This is a genomic window from Flagellimonas aurea (genome assembly GCF_017313785.1).
GTDB classification, from domain to species: Bacteria; Bacteroidota; Bacteroidia; order Flavobacteriales; family Flavobacteriaceae; genus Flagellimonas; species Flagellimonas aurea.
On record NZ_JAFLNL010000017.1, the window covers coordinates 16,457 to 35,342 of the forward strand.

Consider the following 18,886-nt stretch of genomic DNA (forward strand, 5'->3'; position numbering starts at 1 on the left):
AAAAAAGACCACTATATTTAGCGCTCATGAAGGATTTTAACGCACCTGGATTTTTAAAGATTTTAACCGAAAAATTTCCCCATACACCTACCTTAAAACAGGGAGAGGCTCTTAATAGACTGGCTAACTTTGTTTTAGAAGGGAAAAAGGACGATGTGTTCCTGTTAAAGGGGTTTGCCGGAACCGGAAAAACCACCTTGGTGGCCACTTTGGTGAGCAGCCTCTGGAAAGTAAAGATGAGCTCTGTTTTAATGGCACCGACGGGTAGAGCGGCCAAGGTCATGTCCGTTTATTCGGGGAACAAGGCATTTACCATTCACAAAAAGATCTATTTTCCCAAAAAACAATCGGGAGGGGGGATTCAATTTGTTTTGGCCCCCAATAAACATCGAAACACTGTTTTTATCGTTGACGAAGCATCCATGATTCCCGATACACCTGCCGATTCCAAATTGTTCGAGAACGGTTCTTTGTTGGACGATTTAATGTTTTATGTCCACTCTGGCCATAACTGTAAGTTGATATTGATCGGGGACACTGCACAGTTACCACCAGTAAAACTGGAACTGAGCCCTGCTTTGGACGAAAATCGTTTGTCCTTAAATTATGATAAGGAAGTGGAGTGTTTGGAGCTGGACGAGGTAATGAGGCAATCCGACGATTCAGGGATCCTTTACAATGCCACCAACCTTAGGCAACAATTACAATCGGAGTTTTTTGAAGATTTTAAATTTGAGCTCCATCATTATAAAGATATTGTCCGTTTGATCGATGGCAACGAAATACAAGAGGCCATAGATTCATCATACAGCGACAATGGAAAGGAACAGACGGCAATTATCGTTCGTTCCAATAAAAGGGCCAATCTCTACAATCAAAATATAAGGGAACGAATTTTGTTTCTGGACAATGAGATTTCCGTTGGCGACTATATGATGGTCGTGAAAAACAATTATTTCTGGCTAAAACCCAACTCTGAAGCTGGTTTTATAGCGAACGGGGATATTATAGAGGTCTTGGAGCTTTTTGCGATTAAAGAGTTATACGGATTCAAGTTTGCAGAGGTAAAGGTGAAAATGGTGGATTATCCCAACCAGAAACCTTTTGAGACAGTTCTTTTGTTGGATACCATTACTGCGGAAACCCCTTCGCTTTCTTATGAAGATGGAAACAAATTGTATCAAGAGGTGATGAAGGATTATGCCCACGAAAAATCCAAGTACAAAAAATTCTTGGGCGTCAAGAACAATAGGTTTTTTAACGCCCTTCAGGTTAAATTCTCCTATGCCATAACCTGTCATAAATCGCAGGGAGGGCAGTGGGATACCGTTTTTGTGGAACAACCCTATTTGCCCAACGGGGTGGACAAGGATTATTTAAGGTGGCTATATACCGCTGTGACCAGGGCGGAACGACAACTCTATCTAATAGGTTTTAAGGATGATTTTTTTCTTGACTAGGAAAAGGCTATTTTAGACTGCAACATGAATATTGAACCAGATACCATAATAAGTTTGTTCCTCGGCATCGGATTGGCGGCTTCTGTAGGCTTTCGGGTTTTTCTTCCTCTTTTTGCCCTCAGTTTTGCGGCATATATGGGAGTTTGGGAATTGAACGATAGTTGGCAATGGATAGGCAGCCTCACCGCACTCATAACGTTGGGAGTGGCCACCGTTGTTGAGATTTTCGCCTACTTTATCCCATGGGTGGACAATGTTTTGGACAGTATTGCGATTCCCTTGGCGGGAATAGCAGGTACGGCGGTGGTTGTTTCCACGGCAGCCAATTTGGACCCTGTGATAACTTGGACCTTGGCCATTATAGCGGGAGGAGGAACAGCAACTGCTATAAAAGGAGCCAATGCAACCGGTAGATTGGCCTCTACGGGCGCTACTGGAGGGCTCGCCAATCCTTTGGTGTCCACACTGGAGACCGGTGCGGCCGTCACTGTAAGTACAGCATCTATACTGGTACCTCCGATAGCAGCAATTTTGGTCATTATCATATTAGTGGTCATCTTCAGGATATACAGAAAAATAAGACCTAAGTCAAAATAGAAATCATTCAACCAAAAAGAATAAAGTGAATATAATCTCCATGATTCCCGCTCGCTATCAAGCTTCACGGTTTCCTGCCAAACTGATGCAGGACCTGGGTGGGAAGCCCGTAATAGTCAGGACCTACGAAGCGGCACTACAAACAGGACTTTTTAACGAGGTATATGTGGTAACCGACAGCCCGGTAATTGCCGAAGTGATTCAGAATATTGGGGGCAAGGTGATCATGAGCAAAAATACCCATGAAAGCGGAAGCGATAGAATCGCCGAAGCGGTTGAGGATATGGATGTTGATATTGTGATCAATGTCCAGGGAGATGAGCCCTTCATTGATGCTGAAAGCTTGGAAAAAATCATCAAGGTATTTAAAAATGACACAGAGAAAGAGATTGACCTGGGCTCCTTGATGACCCCGATTACCGATTGGGAAGAAATAGCCAATCCCAATACAGTAAAAGTGATCGTGGACAATCAGGATTTTGCCCTGTATTTTTCTAGGTCACCGATTCCCTATCCCAGAGATGAGAAAGTAGATGCAATATATTACAAGCACAAGGGAGTATATGTGTTCAGAAAGCGGGCATTGATGGATTTTAAAAAGTTGCCCATGTTGCCCTTGGAAGCCAAGGAAAAAATTGAAGCCATCCGATTTTTGGAATACGGTAAAAAAATTAAAATGGTCGAAACCCATGTCACCGGTATCGAAATCGATACGCCGGAGGACCTAGAACGAGCAAGAAAAGTATGGAAGTAGATTTTTCCAACATAAAAACTATCGGCTTTGATGCAGATGATACCCTTTGGGTAAACGAGACCTATTTCCGTGATACAGAGGAAAAGTTTGCAGAGCTATTGGAAGGTTACGAGACCAAGAACAAGATAGACCAAGAGCTTTTTAAGATGGAAATGGCCAATTTGGATATATATGGATATGGCATAAAAGGATTTATGCTCTCCATGATAGAATCTGCCCTGGACCTATCCAACAACAAGGTTTCCCAAGAAACCATTGCCAAAATTTTGGAACTTGGCAAAAGCATGATTTCTCACCCGGTAGAGTTGCTGGATGGTGTGGAGGAGGTTCTCTCCAAGTTGATGGGCAGATACCGATTGATCGTGCTCACCAAAGGAGACCTTTTAGATCAGGAAAGAAAGTTGGAAAGGTCGGGATTGTCACAATATTTCCATCATGTGGAAGTATTGAGCGACAAAAAAGAGAACAATTACAAGAACTTGTTGGAACATTTAAAAATAGATGTCAACGAATTTTTAATGATAGGAAACTCCTTAAAGTCGGATGTATTGCCTATCTTGAATATTGGTGCGCAAGCGGTACATGTACCGTTTCATACCACATGGGCCCATGAAATGGTGTCGGAAGACGAAATGGAGAACAATCATCTTAAATTGAACGGCCTAAAAGATATTTTGAAGTATTTGGACAACTAATGAAGACAGACAATAATTTGAAGAAGCAAGAAGTAACGGCCTCAAGTCATAAAACCTCTTATAAAAACTTTCCCATGGTACCCAGAGTAGTGTTTGGATCGGGATGTTTTTCGCAATTGGGAGATATTTTATTGCCCCAGCGTAAAAGTTCGGAGGCACCCTTTATATTTTTGGTGGACGATTTCTTTGAAAATGAAGAGTTCATGGCAAAAGTTCCTCTCATGTTCAATGATGAAATCATATTCATTTCTGCAGATGAAGAGCCCAAAACTGCCCAAGTAGATGCTTTGGTGGCCCGAATTCGGGAAAAGTACAGGGAGCTTCCCTCCGGTATTATTGGAGTGGGGGGCGGAACCTTGCTTGATTTGGCCAAGGCCGTTTCCATATTATTGAACAACAAAGGATTGGCCAAAGACTACCAAGGATGGGATTTGGTGCATAAGCCGGCACTTTATCATGTAGGTATACCAACTATCAGCGGTACTGGCGCCGAAGTATCCCGTACCACAGTGCTGCTCGGACCTGAAAAAAAGTTGGGCATCAATTCAGATTTTACGCCATTTGATCAAGTAATTTTGGACCCCGATTTCAGCAAAACCGTTCCTAAGGAGCAATGGTTCTACACGGGAATGGATTGTTTTATTCATTGTGTGGAATCGCTAACGGGAACCTATTTGAACGCCTTCAGTAAGAGTTATGGAGAAAAGTCCATGGAACTTTGTAAGGAGGTGTTTCTCGACGATATTTCCGAAGAAGAATCGCGTGACAAATTGATGATGGCTTCTTGGCATGGAGGTATGAGCATTGCCTATTCCCAAGTTGGGATAGCACATGCCATGAGCTATGGGCTGTCCTATCTTTTGGGGGTCAGGCATGGTATAGGAAACTGCTTGGTATTCCAACATTTGGAAGAGTTTTATCCTGAAGGGGTTTCACTTTTCAACAAAATGATGGACAAACACGGAATAGTCTTGCCAAAAGGCATTTGCGCCGATCTTACGCAAAACGATTTTGACGTTATGGTGAACATTTCCTTGGGATTGGAGCCGCTTTGGGAGAATGCCTTGGGCAAGGATTGGAAAAGTATCATGACGCCCGAACGTCTTCAGGCATTATACAAAAAAATATAAGATTTGTTCTTTTTAGAATAGAACAGAACCCGCAAAATGCAATCGCTGTCCAAATTTATCTACTACAAAGTATTGGGATGGAAACTCAAGGGTAACTTTCCCAATTTGGATAAATGTGTATTGATTGTGGTTCCCCATACACATTGGCTCGACTTTTTTTTAGGACTTTTAATCCGAAAGGTCATCAACGAGGAAATCAATTATATTGGAAAAAAGAGTTTGTTCAAGCCTCCATTTGGCTGGTTTTTTAGATGGACTGGGGGTGCTCCCGTGGATCGTTCCAAAAACTCTAACACGGTAGACAATATTGTTCGGATTTTCAATGCAAGAAGAGTATTCCGTTTGGCATTGGCCCCCGAAGGAACCCGAAAAAAAGTGGAACAGCTTCGTACGGGATTTTATCATATTGCCCAAAAAGCCAACGTGCCCATTGTGATGGTCGCTTTTGATTTTGGTAAAAAGGAAATCAAGATAGGAGAGCCTTTTTATGCAACGGGCAGTATAGAAAGCGACTTTGAGAAAATCAATAGATTTTACAGCGGGGTAAAGGGAAAAATACCTGAATACAGTTTTACTCCGTAGTTTTTTCGATAAAAACCAAACCCTCCCACACATGTTTCCGTAAGTATGGCAAAATACTAATCAAAAATTGTCATATGAAACACACATTAACAACCTCAATTTTTAAAGTGGGATTGCTGTCCATGTTTATGGTCATGGTATCCTGTAGTGAAGACGACAACTCAATGATGCCCGATGATATGGGCGGCAACGATGATGATGATGAAATGGTGGAAGGCAGACGTGCAGAGCTGTACGTAACGAACAATGACAATGGCGACATCACCAAATTTGATATCACCAACGACACCCAACTTACCATTGGAACTTCTTCTACGGCAGCAGAAGGTATCTATTATGATGCATCCGAAGATTTGGTAATCCAGGCATCAAGATCGAACAATTGGTTGGAATCTTTTGATGTAACCGACCTATTGGACGTAGACCTTAGCTTGGATATTTCTTTCAATGGTGATGCGGATTTGGAAAGTCCTCGTGAATTGGCCGTCTACGGTGATTACTATGTGGTTGCCGATAATGGTTCCAATAGGTTCTTTGTTTATCAAAAAACAGGAACCATGTTTTCCTTACAAACTACAGTGGATGTTCCATTTCCAGTTTGGGGGATAACCTTTAAAGGGGGCGATTTGTATGCCGTTGTGGATATTTCCAGTGATCTGGCCGTTTATTACAACTTTTTGGACAAAGCTATGGACGGTACAATGTACCCGGACAAACGAGTTACTATCGAGGGAATAGTGAGAACACACGGCCTAACCTATAGTGGTTCCGATGATGTAATGGTCATGACCGACATTGGAGATGCGGCTAATACCGATGATGATGGAGGTTTTCACATCATTAATGATTTTTCACTAAAATTTGATGCCCTTTCCGATGGAGATGTGCTTACTACTGACAATCAAATCAGGGTAGCAGGATCATCAACCTTAATGGGCAACCCAATTGATGTGGCCTACGATTCGGAAACTGATGTTGTATATGTCTCGGATATCGGAACCAGCAAAGTACTTGGTTTTTCATCCATAGGTAGCGGCGGTAATATTGCGCCAACGTTCAATGTGGATTTGACCGCGGCCTCCTCCATCTATTTTTCCAGTGATGAGACCGATGGAGATATGGGCGATTCCAGTGAAATGGGTATGACCCAGCTTTACACAACAAGTACGGCCAATGGAAATGTGGTTGTATACGATCTGATGAATGGCACCTCAAAAACAATAATCACAGGTTCGGCTACTTCCGAAGGAATATATTATTCTGGCTTAAACGATTACATGATTCAAGCCTCAAGGTCCAATCTTGCTTTGGAATATTACGGAGGCTTTGGATTTAACAGTGACGGTGTAACGTTGGACATTGATTTTTCCAGCTCAGCTGATTTAATGAGCCCAAGGGAAATAGCCGTGTACGGAAATAAAGTAGTGGTTTCCGACAACATGAACCATACCTTTTATGTGTATGCCCACAATGGTTCCTCATTTACTTTGATGAATACGTTTGATATTGATTTTGATGTCTGGGGAATCACTTTTATGGGGGATGATCTTTTGGCCGTGGTGGATAATTCCAGTGACTTGGCCATATTCGCTGACTTTTTTTCAAATACTGAAGATTCCATGTTGTCAGCCTCAAAAAGAGTGACCATTGAAGGTATAGTAAGAACCCATGGCATTACGTATAGCGTTTCTGATGATGTACTGGTGATGACGGATATAGGAGATGCGGCAAATACAACAGATGATGGAGGTATACACACTATGGCAAATTTTACCAGCTTGATAAACAATACGGAGAATGGTGGGGTAATAGCTCTTAGCAGTCAAAAGCGTATTGCTGGGTCTTATACCGAATTGGGCAATCCAATCGACGTGGCCTACGATGCCAAAACACAGACCGTTTACATATCCGAAATCGGAAATGGAAAAGTCCTTGGTTTTGAGAACAGCTTGGAATCGGAAGGAAACGTTTACCCATCATGGAGTATGGATTTGGCAGGATCTTCCTCCATGTATCTATACAACAATTAAAATATGAAAATCCAAAGCTAGGGAAAGTCAATTAGATGTCTTTAGGGTCCACATTTAGTGGACCCTTTTTTATTTCAAAAAAAAATTTAAAAAAAAGCAAACCGGTTCAACTGTTTCTTCGTAAGTATAGGAAATTACTCACAAAATATGTGGTAATAAAAGAAAAGAAAGTTTTAGGTTGGGTTATTTTGGTGACTGAGGGGTCTGCATTTTTGTAGGCCCCTTGGCTTTTTTAGCGGTTTTTGAGTAATCATATTTTAGGTAAAAGCATTAAATTGAAACCTTATTAACAAACAAACTATATATGAAACCTTCAACCAACCTATTATTGCGTAGAGTTATTTTTCCATGTCTTTTATCTTTCTGTTATGTCTTTGTTTCAACCGCCCAGGAAACTAAAAAACGATTGCCCATTATCGATGTACATGTACACGCCATGGGAGGGAACCCGAATGGTTCCCCCATGTGTCCGTGGTTCCTAAAGGATATGCCCGGGGGCGATCCAAATCAAGAACCGCCTGTTTTTATGGATACTGATTGCATCAATCCATTGCAACCCGCCAGAAGTGATGCCGAAATGGACGCTGCCATTCTTAGGGCCAATAAAGAGTTGAACATTACAATGGTGGTAAGTGGAGATGCTAAAGTGATTCATAGGTGGCATAAAGCTGCTCCCGATAAGATTATTCCATCATTGGCAATCAGTAATGCTGACCAAATGACGGTGGAGGCATTTCGTGATTCGTTGTCCACAGGATTTTACAAAGTGATGGGGGAGGTAGCACCTCAATATCAAGGAATGTCCCCAAGCGATATGTCCTTGGATGAGTACTTTGGTGTAGCCGAAGAGTTGGGAATCCCAGTTGGAATCCACATGGGAACGGGGGGCAACGGTACCATTAATATTACCAGACCGGCCTATAGAGCCTCATTGGGACAACCCTTTTTGTTGGAAGATATGTTGGCCAGACATCCGAAGTTAAAGATTTGGGTAATGCATGCCGGATACCCAATGGCCGACCAAATGATTGCCTTAATGGGTGCCAACGCCTATGTGTATGTAGATTTGGCCGGATTTATCTGGTCATATCCCTTGGAAGAGATCCACGATTACCTAAAACGATTGGTTCAGGCCGGTTTTGGAAAACGGATTTTATACGGGACCGATTTTATGATGTGGCCAGAACTATTTGAAACCTCGATTCAGGTTATTGAGAGCGCCAATTATCTATCAGAGGAGCAAAAGCGGGATATATTCTTTAATAATGCCGTACGTTTCTTCAATTTGGATGCATCAAAATTTGAATAAAACCTATTGATTGAAAAAAATAAAAAAGGGATTGCCAATCGGTAATCCCTTTTTTATGTTGCGTTTTTAAAACCTGTTCTCATTTCCCAGATTTACGTATTAACCTCTAATAAGGATGGGAAATTACTATTCTATTGATTAAGAAGTGAACCTAAAGCTTACCAAGGCGGGCTCCGGAGTTCCATCGTTGTCAAAATCATATTCCAACGGCCCTCCATCAATTTCAAGAACGGTATCTGTATGATGGACTTCAAAATAGGATCTATCGGAAGGGGAGTAGTCAAAAACAATAGTGAGCAAATCGTCATTTAGACTCATTTGACCGGTTATGTTCTCTGAGTTTTGCCCCAGTACAAATTGAATGGAAAACCTTCCATTTTCTTCAACAATCAGATTTATGGAACCCCCTTCAGCTATAAAGTCAGCTGTTTCCGTCAAGTCTTCAAATTCAATGTCAAATACGGCTTTTTCTGCTGACCATTCTCCAGTAAACTCTATAGGTTGACCCGTTGGGATGACTTCCGGTGAGTTTTCATCTTCAGAACTGCTACAGGAAAATATAATAAGGAATAATGCGGATAAACCAAGTGCCTTTATGGAGTTCTTCATTGGGGAACAAATTAAAGTTAGAATAAAAGTACTTAACTTTTAGTCCAAAATGCAACTAAAGTAGATGAAGTGATTACTTTTTGAGATGTAGGTACAACCTTACTCTTTCATGCTGTGAAACACGTTCTGTACATCATCATCTTCCTCTATTTTTTCCAGCAGTTTCTCCACATCGGCGACCTCTTCTTCACTCAATTCCTTGGTTACTTGCGGAATTCGGTCAAAGCCGGATGAGATAATTTCAATGTCCCGGGATTCCAATTCTTTTTGAATGGCGCCAAAGTTTTCAAAAGGGGCATAAATGTGGATCCCATCTTCATCCACAAAGACCTCTTCGGCACCAAAATCGATAAGTTCAAGCTCCAATTCCTCAGGGTCCAATCCTTCACCATTGATCGTGAAACTACAGGTGTGGTCGAACATAAACTCAACCGATCCCGAAGTGCCCAAACTGCCATTACATTTATTAAAATAACTGCGGATGTTCGCCACTGTACGCGTATTGTTATCGGTTGCGGTCTCGATTAGAACCGCAATTCCATGGGGTGCATAACCTTCAAAAAGCACTTCTTTGTAATCCCCTTGGTTTTTGTCCGAAGCCCTCTTAATGGCACGTTCAATGTTGTCCTTGGGCATGTTGACCGCCTTGGCGTTCTGGATTACCGCACGAAGCTTGGCATTGGCATCGGGGTCCGGTCCACCTTCCTTAACGGCCATTACAATATCCTTCCCAATTCTGGTAAACGCTTTGGACATGGCGGCCCAACGCTTCATTTTCCGTGCCTTTCTAAACTCGAACGCTCTTCCCATAAAGTCTTAAATTCTGGATGAGCGCAAATTTAGCAAAAAAAGTACCTGTGTCAAGTTGATTGTTTTCAACCCTACGCTACAATATCTTCAATAGTTTTGGCAAGGTCGATGTCCTTTTGTGTGACGCCGTTTGCATCGTGCGTGCTCAATTTAACTGTAAGATTGTTGTAGACATTTTCCCAGTTGGGATGGTGTTGTTGTTTTTCACATTCAAATGCGATACGCGTCATCATGGAGAAGGCCTCTTTAAAATCTTTAAAGGTGAAGGACCTCTCGATCATATCATTTTTTAGTTCCCAGCCTGTTAGGTTTTTGAGGGCTGCTTCTATTTCATTGGTGTTCATCTTCTTCATGTTTCTATGTTTTCCTAGAAGATAAGCAATTAAATAGGTAAAAGAAAACTATACGGGGAGATGATGGTCGATAATTTCTTGGCAACTGATCCGCAAGTTTTTGGGCAGGAGGTTGTCCTTGGGCAAAGCCGCTAAATATCGGTCCTCATTGGTGGTGTAGACCCGCTTGTAAATAGGATGGAAGTTTCCCAGATGTTCGATTACCTCTTTGATGAATTCCTCATGCTGGATAAGGTCACTGCTTCCCAAATGGTAAATACCCGTTTTGTTCCTGTTGATGAGGTAGTGGATTTGTTGGGTCAGCCGATCATCGTTGGTAACGTTAATGATCAAATTAGGAAAAACTTCAATAGGTTCGTTGTTCGCTATATTTTCCTTGATCTCCTTGATTCTCGGAGACGAGTTGCCAAATACCATAGGTACCCTCAAAATGGCCGTCTTCTCCTTGGGCAACCGCATCATCATGTTCTCGATCTTGATTTTTAACCTTCCATAGACACTTAACGACAAGGTTTTGTCATGTTCGTAGGATGGAAACTTGCTGTAGGCATCAAAAACATTGGCCGATGAGATAAAATATAATTTGGCCTTGGATTTTATCAAATACTCCATCAAGTGCTGATGGGCCTGTATCTGTGCAGGAAAATTTCCGCGGAGTGATGAAATAATCACATCGGGTTTTACTTGATCGAGTACCTGAAAAATATCATCCTCCTCCAAATCGTACCGAATAAATTGTTTGTTCGTTGCAAAGGAACGGTTGGAGAAGTAGGTGCCGTAGGTATCAAAATAGGAGCAGAGTTCTTTGTATATGGCATTGCCCACAAATCCACTCGCTCCCAATATCAATATCTTTTTTTTATCCAAAGGCTAACTAGGTATTTTTATAAAATGGCAGTTTTACGACCGTTGCAGGAACTTTGTTGATTCTTATTTGAATGAAAATAGGTGTGTCCAACTTAGAGTGTTCCGTGGTCACATAGCCCAAACCAATTCCCTTGGAAAGGGATGGTGACATGGTGCCCGATGTTACCTTTCCGATTACGTTGCCATCGGCATCCAAAATAGGGTATCCCGCTCTTGGAATGCCGCGCTCCTCCATTTGGAAAGCAACCAGCTTTCTTTTGGAGCCTTCGGCTTTTTCTTTGGAAAAATTTTCACTGTTTACAAATTCCTTTGTGAATTTCGTGATCCAACCTAAACCTGCTTCAAAAGGGGAGGTTGTATCGTCAATGTCATTCCCGTAGAGGCAATAGCCCATTTCCAAGCGCAAGGTGTCGCGTGCCGCTAACCCTATCGGCTTAATGCCAAAGTCTGCACCAGCTTCCAATACTTTGTCCCACACTTGTTGTACTTCTGAATTCTTGCAGTAGATTTCGAAACCGCCTGAGCCCGTATATCCCGTTGCCGAAATGATGACGTGATCGATGCCCGCAAAATCACCTACAACAAAGTTGTAGAACTTGATGGAGGACAAATCCACAGAAGTCAAAGATTGCATTGCCTCTACTGCTTTTGGTCCTTGGATCGCCAACAGCGAATAGTCATCGGAAAGGTTGCGCATGTCCGCGCCGATACTTTCATTGTATTTGGAGATGTGCTCCCAGTCTTTGTCAATGTTGGATGCATTTACCACCAAAAGATAGGTTTCGTCTTTGATTCTATAAATAATGAGGTCGTCCACAATGCCCCCTGTTTCGTTGGGCATACAACTATACTGCGCTTTACCTACGGTCAATTTAGAAGCATCGTTGGTGCTCACTTTTTGGATAAGCCCCAAAGCGTTTGGCCCTTCGGTCAAAAACTCGCCCATGTGGGACACATCGAACACACCTACCGCCTTGCGGACGGTTTCATGCTCAATATTCACACCTTCATAGGAAACGGGCATATTATAACCGGCAAAAGGTACCATTTTGGCCCCCAAAGCTTCATGTGTTTTTGTAAGTGCAGTATTTTTCATCCACTTTATTTTTAAGATGGGCAAATTTATAGAATTAATTAAGGATACCCTCACTTTAGGGTATTATGATTTTGCTAAAACTGAATCATTTCAGTCGTTGCAATACCTTCGAAATTCGTATTTTGACAAAAAATTTGAAGCATGTTAAAATTGACCGCAAGCCTTTTATCGGCTTTGTTTTTTGCCACCATGGCAATTTCACAGGATTTGCCGACCGACTATTTATCTGCCGATTTCCATAAAGATAGAAGGGAAGCTGTTCGGGAGAAGTTGCCCCCCAATACCGCAGTTGTTCTTTTTGCCAACGCAGAGCGTAATCGCGCCAATGATGTCGATTACGTATATCATCAAGATCCCAATTTTTATTATTTAACGGGATACAAGGAACCTAATGCCGTATTGGTTATTTTTTCCGAAGAGCAGACCGATGCCTCAGGAAATACCTTTGATGAGATTTTCTATGTTCAGGAAAGGGATGCAAGGGCAGAGCAATGGACGGGAAAAAGACTGGGCGTAGAAGGAGTGAAGGAACAATTGGGATTCAATATGGTCTACAATGGAAGCGAATTTGAAAACTTCCCATTGGATTTTACCTCCTTTGACAATGTTTCATTTGTTGATTTCCAGAATGATTACCGTGATAAATCCGGAAAAGCAGATTTATTTGATCTCATCAAAACCTTTAAAATAAAGGCGAATTATCCGTCGGATTATAATCCTACACGAAACAGTCTATATAAAACAATAGCCACCGCCAATCCCGAAAACAACAACGATGTGGCCGAAACTATTGAACGCTATATGGAGCGTTACCCAGAATTGCAAGAGGATGATATCTTAAACGATTTTGTAGAGGCCAATAATGATGAGATCCGTGATGAAATCAAAAACAAGGTACTGGTGATTCAACGTTCCACCAATTTGGATTCCAGTATTTTACCAAAGGTAATGGCGGAATTGCGCCAAGATAAGACCCCAGAGGAAATGAAGCTGTTGAAAAAGGCCATTGAAATTTCTGCGGTTGGCCAAATTGAGGTGATGAAGGCCATGCACCCCAATATGTCAGAAACCGAGATCCAAGGAGTGCACGAATACGTGTATAAAAGATATGGTGCCGAATACGAAGGCTACCCATCCATTGTAGGTGGCGGACACAATGGCTGTATTCTCCACTATATTGAAAATAATAAAATCAAGGTCGGCGATGATTTGGTGCTGATGGATTTGGGGGCGGAATATCATGGCTATACCGCCGATGTAACCCGAACCATACCTGCCAACGGGAAATTTTCACCAGAGCAAAAAGCCATTTATGATATTGTGTACAACGCCCAAGAAGCTGGAATCGCAGCAAGTGTGGTCGGTGCTTCCTTTCGTGAGCCGCACAATGCTGCTTTGCAAGTGGTGACAAAGGGATTGATGGATTTGGGCATTATCAAGGACGCCAAAGAGGCCAGGACCTATTTTCCGCACGGGACATCCCATTATTTGGGATTGGATGTGCACGACCCTGGGACTTATCAAACTTTCAAACCTAACCAGGTTATCACCGTAGAGCCCGGAATCTATATTCCTGAAAACAGTGATTGCGATGAAAAATGGTGGGGCATTGCCGTTAGGATCGAAGATGATATCTTGATTAGCGAGAATGGACCCGTCAATCTTTCTGGGATGGCACCGCGAAAGGCTGAGGAAATCGAAAAAATAATGAAACAACCCAGTCCCTTGGACAGTTTTAAACTGCCCAAGTTGGATTAATCATCAAGAAGAAATTGTTTTAACTCATCGTAAGATGATATTTTATAGGATTTTTTCTCTTTGTCCATCACTTTCATGATCTGGGGCGGAATCTGTGGGCTGATATCCAAGGTGTCCTCCACAACATCCAAAAATTTGACGGGATGGGCGGTTTCCAAGAAAATACCAAAGGTATTCGGGTTGGACTTCTGATATTCCTTTAGTCCAAGATAGCCGACGGCACCATGGGGGTCCATCACGTAACCAGTTTTGGAATACACCTCTTTCATGATTGCTTTGGTGTTTTCATCGGTAAAGGAGTGGGAGGAAAGACTCTTTTGCAGCGTTTCCATATCATCTTGATACAAATGCCTGATGCGGACGAAATTACTGGGGTCTCCCACGTCCATGGCATTGGAAATGGTTGCCACGGACGGCATGGGTTCGTAGACCCCGCTTTCCATAAACTTTGGTACCACATCGTTCACATTGGTGGAGGCCACGAAGTGTTTGACGGGCATCCCTAATTTTTGGGCCACCATCCCCGCACAAATGTTTCCAAAATTTCCCGATGGTACGGAAAAGACAATTTCCTTTCCTTTAGATTTTGCCTGTTTGTATGCAAATAGGAAGTAGAACAACTGTGGCAACCACCTCGCCACATTGATGCTGTTGGCCGAGGTCAGTTTTTTGTGGTCGGTAATTTCGGTGTCCAGAAAAGCTGTCTTCACCATACGTTGGCAATCATCAAAAACGCCATCAACTTCCATGGCTTCAATATTTTGTCCAAGCGTGGTCAACTGTTTTTCTTGGATCTCGCTTACCTTTCCGCTAGGGTAGAGGATGACCACTTTTACACCATCAACCCCCAAAAAGCCATTGGCAACGGCACCGCCCGTGTCTCCGGAAGTGGCCACGAGAACCGTTACATCTTGTTTTTCACCTTGGGAAAAGTAGCCAAGACAGTTTGCCATGAATCGTGCACCTACATCTTTAAAAGCCATCGTAGGGCCATGGAAAAGTTCCAATGTTCCCACGTTTTCTTCAATATCGACCACGGGAAAGTCAAAATCCAGGGTGTTGGCGATGATTTGTTTCAAAGCTTCATCTGGAATGTCCTCGCTTACAAATTGATGAATGGCCTGGAAGGCGATTTCGTGATCGGACAGCTGCTCGATCTGTTCAAAATAATCAATTGATAGCGGAGTGATGTGCTCTGGAAAATAGAGTCCCTTGTCGGGAGCGATTCCTGCGATCACGGCATTTTTGAACGAAACTTTTATGTTTTGGTTGTTTAGACTGTAGAATTTCATGGATTCAAGCAATTTTCTTTACGCCTTGACTGTTTACTTTTGAAATATGGATGTCGAAATCCACTCCAATATTTTGATAGGTATTTTTCATGGATTCGGCCACCTGTTTAGCGATTTCCTCGCCTTTGCTCAAGGCAAAAATAGAGGGGCCCGAGCCAGAAATCCCACTTCCCAGAGCCCCTGCTTCCATAGCATTCGCCTTAATGTCATCAAAAGCGGGAATCAAAATGGAACGGATGGGCTCTACGATATGGTCGTGCAGTGAGCGTCCGATAAGATCATAGTCATTTTGGAAAAGCCCAGCAATCAACCCACCCAAATTGCCCCATTGCTGGATGCCCTGCTGCATGGAAATAGTGGTCTTCAATATTTTTCGGGAGTCCGATGTCTTGATCTCGATTTGTGGATGGATCACCGTCGCAAACAACTCTGGGGGTGTAGGTATGGGAACAATGTCGAGGGGTTCGTAACTGCGAACCAAAGTGAAGCCTCCATAAATGGCTGGCGCCACATTATCGGCATGGGCCACATCGCTTGCCAATTTTTCCCCTTGCATGGCAAATTGGACCAGTTCCAGTTTGGAAAACGGTCTGCCCAACAATTCGTTCATGGCCCAAACAGCGCCCGTGGAACTTGCGGCACTGCTACCAATGCCACTTCCTGGTTTGATGCGTTTATCGATTTCGATTTCAAAACCACCATCATAATCGCTTTTTGCCAATAGGGCCAGACCAGCTACTCCTGCCACGTTTTTATCGGCTTCCAAAGGAAGATTTTGTCCAACGATTTTCGTGATATGAATGCCTTTTTTAGCAGTTTTGCGAACCATCATTTCGTCGCCCACGGAGTCGAGTGCCAAACCGAGCACGTCAAATCCGCAGGAGACATTGGCTATGGTTGCCGGGCAAAATACCTTGATTTCTTCCATCCCTTAAAAATTTCCGATTCGAACTATATCCGCAAAGATACCCGATGCGGTAACATCTGCACCTGCCCCGGCACCTTTTATGATCAAGGGGTGCTTTACATAACGGTCGGTGAAGAACAGCACTATATTGTCGCTTCCCTCCAAGTTGTAAAAATCGTGTCCCTTAGGTATTTGCTGTAAGCCTACCTTGGCCTTTCCATCTTCGAACTGGGCGACATATTTTAGTTTGCTATCGGCATCACTGGCCTCCTTGTACAATTTTTGAAAGTCGGCTTCATATTTTTTCAAGCTTTCAAAAAATGCTTCGTTGGATTTGGTCTCCAAGCTTTCCTTGGGCAGAAAGGATTCGTTTTCGATATCCTCTATATCCAATTGATGACCGCTCTCCCTAGCCAAAATCAGAATCTTTCGCATCACGTCCACTCCACTGAGGTCAATGGTTGGATCTGGTTCGGTGTAACCTTCCTGTTGGGCCTGTTTAACCACGTCGTGGAAGGTAGTGGAATCGTCAAATGTGTTGAAGACAAAATTCAAACTGCCTGATAATACTGCTTGAATCTTTCTGATTTTATCCCCGGAAGCAATTAGGTGTTTCAGAGTGTCAAGAATAGGTAGTCCCGCGCCAACGTTAGTTTCGAACAAATATGGTGCATTATATTGCTTCGCCAACTGCTTCAGTTCCTTGTAATATGAATAATCCGAAGAGGACGCAATTTTATTGCAAGTAACCACGGATATACTGTTTTTCAGATAGCTGGCATAGCTTTTGGAAACTTCCGCATTGGCCGTATTGTCCACAAAAATGCTATTGCGGTAGTTCAGGGAAATGATGCGGTCAAAAAAGCCTTCTTTGTCCGCAGCTTCTCCTTGGCCAAGAATATTTTCCCAGTCTTTCAACGAAATGCCACTTTCATCAAAGGCCATTTTTCTAGAATTGCTGATACCGATGACACGGACGTTGAGCTTAAGCTCTTCCTTTAAGTATTTTTTTTGCTGACGTATCTGTTGCAAAAACTTGGAACCCACGTTTCCGACGCCCATTACAAATAGGTTGAGCTGTTTGATGTTTTCCTCGAAAAAGGTTTCGTGCAGGGAATTTAGCGCCTTTTTTACATCGTCTTTTTGGATTACGGCCGAAATGTTACGCTCCGATGCTCCTTGGGCGATGGCCCTTATGTTTACATTGTTTTTGCCCAACGTACTGAACATTTTTCCGCTCAGACCTTGGTGGCTTTTCATGTTATCGCCGACCAAGGCCACTATCGTCAAGTCTTTTTCAACAATGACGGGCTTGATTTTTTTTGTGGATATTTCGAACTCAAAGGTTTCGTTAACTGCTTCTGCCGCCAAATCCACATCCTCATCTGCAATACCAACGCAAATGGAATGTTCGGAAGACGCTTGGGTAATCAGCACGATACTGATGTTTTTTACGGACAGTGTTTCGAAAAACCGTTTGGATATACCGGGGATGCCTATCATTCCGGGGCCTTCCAAAGAAAGCAAGCTAATGTTGCCCACATGGCTTATTCCGCGCACTGTTTTTCCGTTTCCATTATTGTTTTTGGCAATCAATGTTCCTGGTTCTTCCGGGGCAAACGTATTTTTAATGGCAATGGGAATCTCTTTTCCCAGTACGGGTTGAATGGTGGGCGGATAAAGCACTTTGGCACCAAAATGGGATAGTTCCATGGCTTCTTGATAGCTGATATTAGCTACGCATTTGGCCTGTTTTACCAGTTTTGGGTTGGCGGTGTACATACCGCTGACATCGGTCCATATTTCCAAAATCTCCGCATCTACGGCAGCAGCGATAATGGCCGCGGTATAGTCGGAACCACCTCTGCCCAGAGTGGTCAGGTCGCCGCTTTTGCTGGAGGCCACAAATCCCGGTAGTATGGTTATTTGGTTTTTGTTGGAGTCAAAAAAGTCTTGACACAGGGTATTGGTCATTTTAAAGTCCACATTGGCCTTGCCAAAATTGTTGTCGGTTTTGATAAGTTCACGGCTGTCCTTGAAGCTGGCATCCAAGCCTTCTGATTTAAGGAATTCACTTATGATAAAGGAAGAAAGGAGTTCCCCATAGCTTACAATTTTGTCGGATAGTTTGGGTGTAAGTTCACCGATTAAAAAGGCGCCTTCCAGCAAAGTCTCTAAGATATTCAGTTCGCTCTTTACTTTGCTAAGGGCCGCACTTTGCGACTTTACCGGGATTAATTCCCGAATGGCCGAAATATGTCTGTCCTCGATTTCCTTAAGACTATCTGCGTAGCCGACATCTTGTTTGGATGCGGAACGTGATGCGTTGAGGAGTAGGTCGGTTACCCCTCCAAAAGCTGAAACTACGACTGCAATTTGATTTTTTTCTTGATTGCCAAGAATGGATTTGACCTTATTGATGTTCTCTGGATTAGCAACAGAAGTGCCTCCAAATTTTAAGACTTTCATGATGAAATATTGTTGTGAAAAATTCTAAATAGATTGAAAAAACGGACGGAATTATATATAGCAGATTACCCCAAAGGGGTTGTAATGGTGATAGTGAAGGTTGATGAAAAAGGATTCATCAAAATAAAGTTAATATCCGTTTGATTTATCTGCATTGCGCTGTAATGA

At 42.7% G+C, this 18,886-nt stretch carries 17 protein-coding genes; 9 read left to right on the forward strand and 8 right to left on the reverse strand.

Translation table 11 applies throughout. The features are described from left to right. Positions 1-26 precede the first annotated feature (26 nt). The 8 genes from J0656_RS19155 (at position 27) to J0656_RS19190 (ending at position 8,557) form a co-directional block, all read left to right on the forward strand. Entirely contained in the window at positions 27-1,460 is a 1,434-nt protein-coding gene (locus tag J0656_RS19155; protein ID WP_207036756.1) for an ATP-dependent DNA helicase, read from the forward strand. A 30-nt stretch (positions 1,461-1,490) separates the two neighbouring features. Then, on the forward strand, positions 1,491-2,057 hold the full coding sequence (locus tag J0656_RS19160; protein ID WP_207036810.1) for a DUF4126 domain-containing protein: 567 nt from the start codon (positions 1,491-1,493) through the stop codon (positions 2,055-2,057). 40 nt (positions 2,058-2,097) lie between these two features. Continuing rightward, complete coding sequence (gene kdsB, locus J0656_RS19165; RefSeq protein ID WP_207036812.1) at positions 2,098-2,811, forward strand: 3-deoxy-manno-octulosonate cytidylyltransferase; 714 nt, start codon at positions 2,098-2,100, stop codon at positions 2,809-2,811. Next, a complete protein-coding gene (locus J0656_RS19170; protein ID WP_207036758.1) occupies positions 2,802-3,506 on the forward strand; it encodes an HAD family hydrolase in 705 nt (234 codons plus the stop codon). The genes kdsB and J0656_RS19170 overlap by 10 nt, the downstream gene beginning before the upstream one ends. After that, positions 3,506-4,636, forward strand: coding sequence for an iron-containing alcohol dehydrogenase family protein (locus J0656_RS19175; RefSeq protein ID WP_207036760.1), 1,131 nt, complete (start codon positions 3,506-3,508; stop codon positions 4,634-4,636). The genes J0656_RS19170 and J0656_RS19175 overlap by 1 nt, the downstream gene beginning before the upstream one ends. A 36-nt stretch (positions 4,637-4,672) precedes the next feature. Further along, entirely contained in the window at positions 4,673-5,218 is a 546-nt protein-coding gene (locus J0656_RS19180) for a lysophospholipid acyltransferase family protein (RefSeq protein WP_207036762.1), read from the forward strand. A gap of 74 nt (positions 5,219-5,292) precedes the next feature. After that, a complete protein-coding gene (locus tag J0656_RS19185) occupies positions 5,293-7,248 on the forward strand; it encodes an autotransporter outer membrane beta-barrel domain-containing protein (protein ID WP_207036764.1) in 1,956 nt (651 codons plus the stop codon). A gap of 304 nt (positions 7,249-7,552) precedes the next feature. After that, a complete protein-coding gene (locus tag J0656_RS19190) occupies positions 7,553-8,557 on the forward strand; it encodes an amidohydrolase family protein (RefSeq protein ID WP_207036766.1) in 1,005 nt (334 codons plus the stop codon). A 138-nt stretch (positions 8,558-8,695) separates the two neighbouring features. On the opposite strand, the gene J0656_RS19195 is transcribed toward J0656_RS19190, so the two are convergent. From J0656_RS19195 to gcvT, 5 genes are all read right to left on the reverse strand, one after another. Continuing rightward, a complete protein-coding gene (locus J0656_RS19195) occupies positions 8,696-9,166 on the reverse strand; it encodes a hypothetical protein (RefSeq protein WP_207036768.1) in 471 nt (156 codons plus the stop codon). Positions 9,167-9,265: 99 nt separating this feature from the next. After that, positions 9,266-9,976, reverse strand: a complete 711-nt coding sequence (locus tag J0656_RS19200) for a YebC/PmpR family DNA-binding transcriptional regulator (protein ID WP_207036770.1) — start codon at positions 9,974-9,976, stop codon at positions 9,266-9,268. A 71-nt stretch (positions 9,977-10,047) separates the two neighbouring features. Continuing rightward, positions 10,048-10,329 carry a 4a-hydroxytetrahydrobiopterin dehydratase gene (locus J0656_RS19205; protein ID WP_207036772.1) on the reverse strand — a complete coding sequence of 94 codons (282 nt, stop codon included), beginning with the start codon at positions 10,327-10,329 and terminating at the stop codon, positions 10,048-10,050. A gap of 48 nt (positions 10,330-10,377) precedes the next feature. Further along, positions 10,378-11,196: a sugar nucleotide-binding protein gene (locus J0656_RS19210; protein WP_207036774.1), complete on the reverse strand. Its 819-nt coding sequence runs from the start codon at positions 11,194-11,196 to the stop codon at positions 10,378-10,380. A 7-nt stretch (positions 11,197-11,203) separates the two neighbouring features. After that, complete coding sequence (gcvT, locus tag J0656_RS19215; protein ID WP_207036776.1) at positions 11,204-12,292, reverse strand: glycine cleavage system aminomethyltransferase GcvT; 1,089 nt, start codon at positions 12,290-12,292, stop codon at positions 11,204-11,206. A 141-nt stretch (positions 12,293-12,433) separates the two neighbouring features. Here gcvT and J0656_RS19220 point away from each other — a divergent pair, with 141 nt between their 5' ends. Then, positions 12,434-14,050, forward strand: a complete 1,617-nt coding sequence (locus J0656_RS19220) for an aminopeptidase P family protein (protein WP_207036778.1) — start codon at positions 12,434-12,436, stop codon at positions 14,048-14,050. Here J0656_RS19220 and thrC read toward each other — a convergent pair. The 3 genes from thrC to thrA are packed head-to-tail and all read right to left on the reverse strand — an operon-like array spanning position 14,047 to position 18,718. Continuing rightward, positions 14,047-15,342 carry a threonine synthase gene (thrC, locus tag J0656_RS19225; protein ID WP_207036780.1) on the reverse strand — a complete coding sequence of 432 codons (1,296 nt, stop codon included), beginning with the start codon at positions 15,340-15,342 and terminating at the stop codon, positions 14,047-14,049. The genes J0656_RS19220 and thrC overlap by 4 nt on opposite strands. Before the next feature lie 4 nt (positions 15,343-15,346). Further along, positions 15,347-16,270 carry a homoserine kinase gene (locus tag J0656_RS19230; protein ID WP_207036782.1) on the reverse strand — a complete coding sequence of 308 codons (924 nt, stop codon included), beginning with the start codon at positions 16,268-16,270 and terminating at the stop codon, positions 15,347-15,349. A 3-nt stretch (positions 16,271-16,273) separates the two neighbouring features. Further along, the gene (thrA, locus tag J0656_RS19235; RefSeq protein ID WP_207036784.1) at positions 16,274-18,718 is read right to left on the reverse strand and encodes a bifunctional aspartate kinase/homoserine dehydrogenase I; all 2,445 of its coding nucleotides are present in this window, start codon (positions 18,716-18,718) and stop codon (positions 16,274-16,276) included. Positions 18,719-18,886 lie beyond the last annotated feature (168 nt).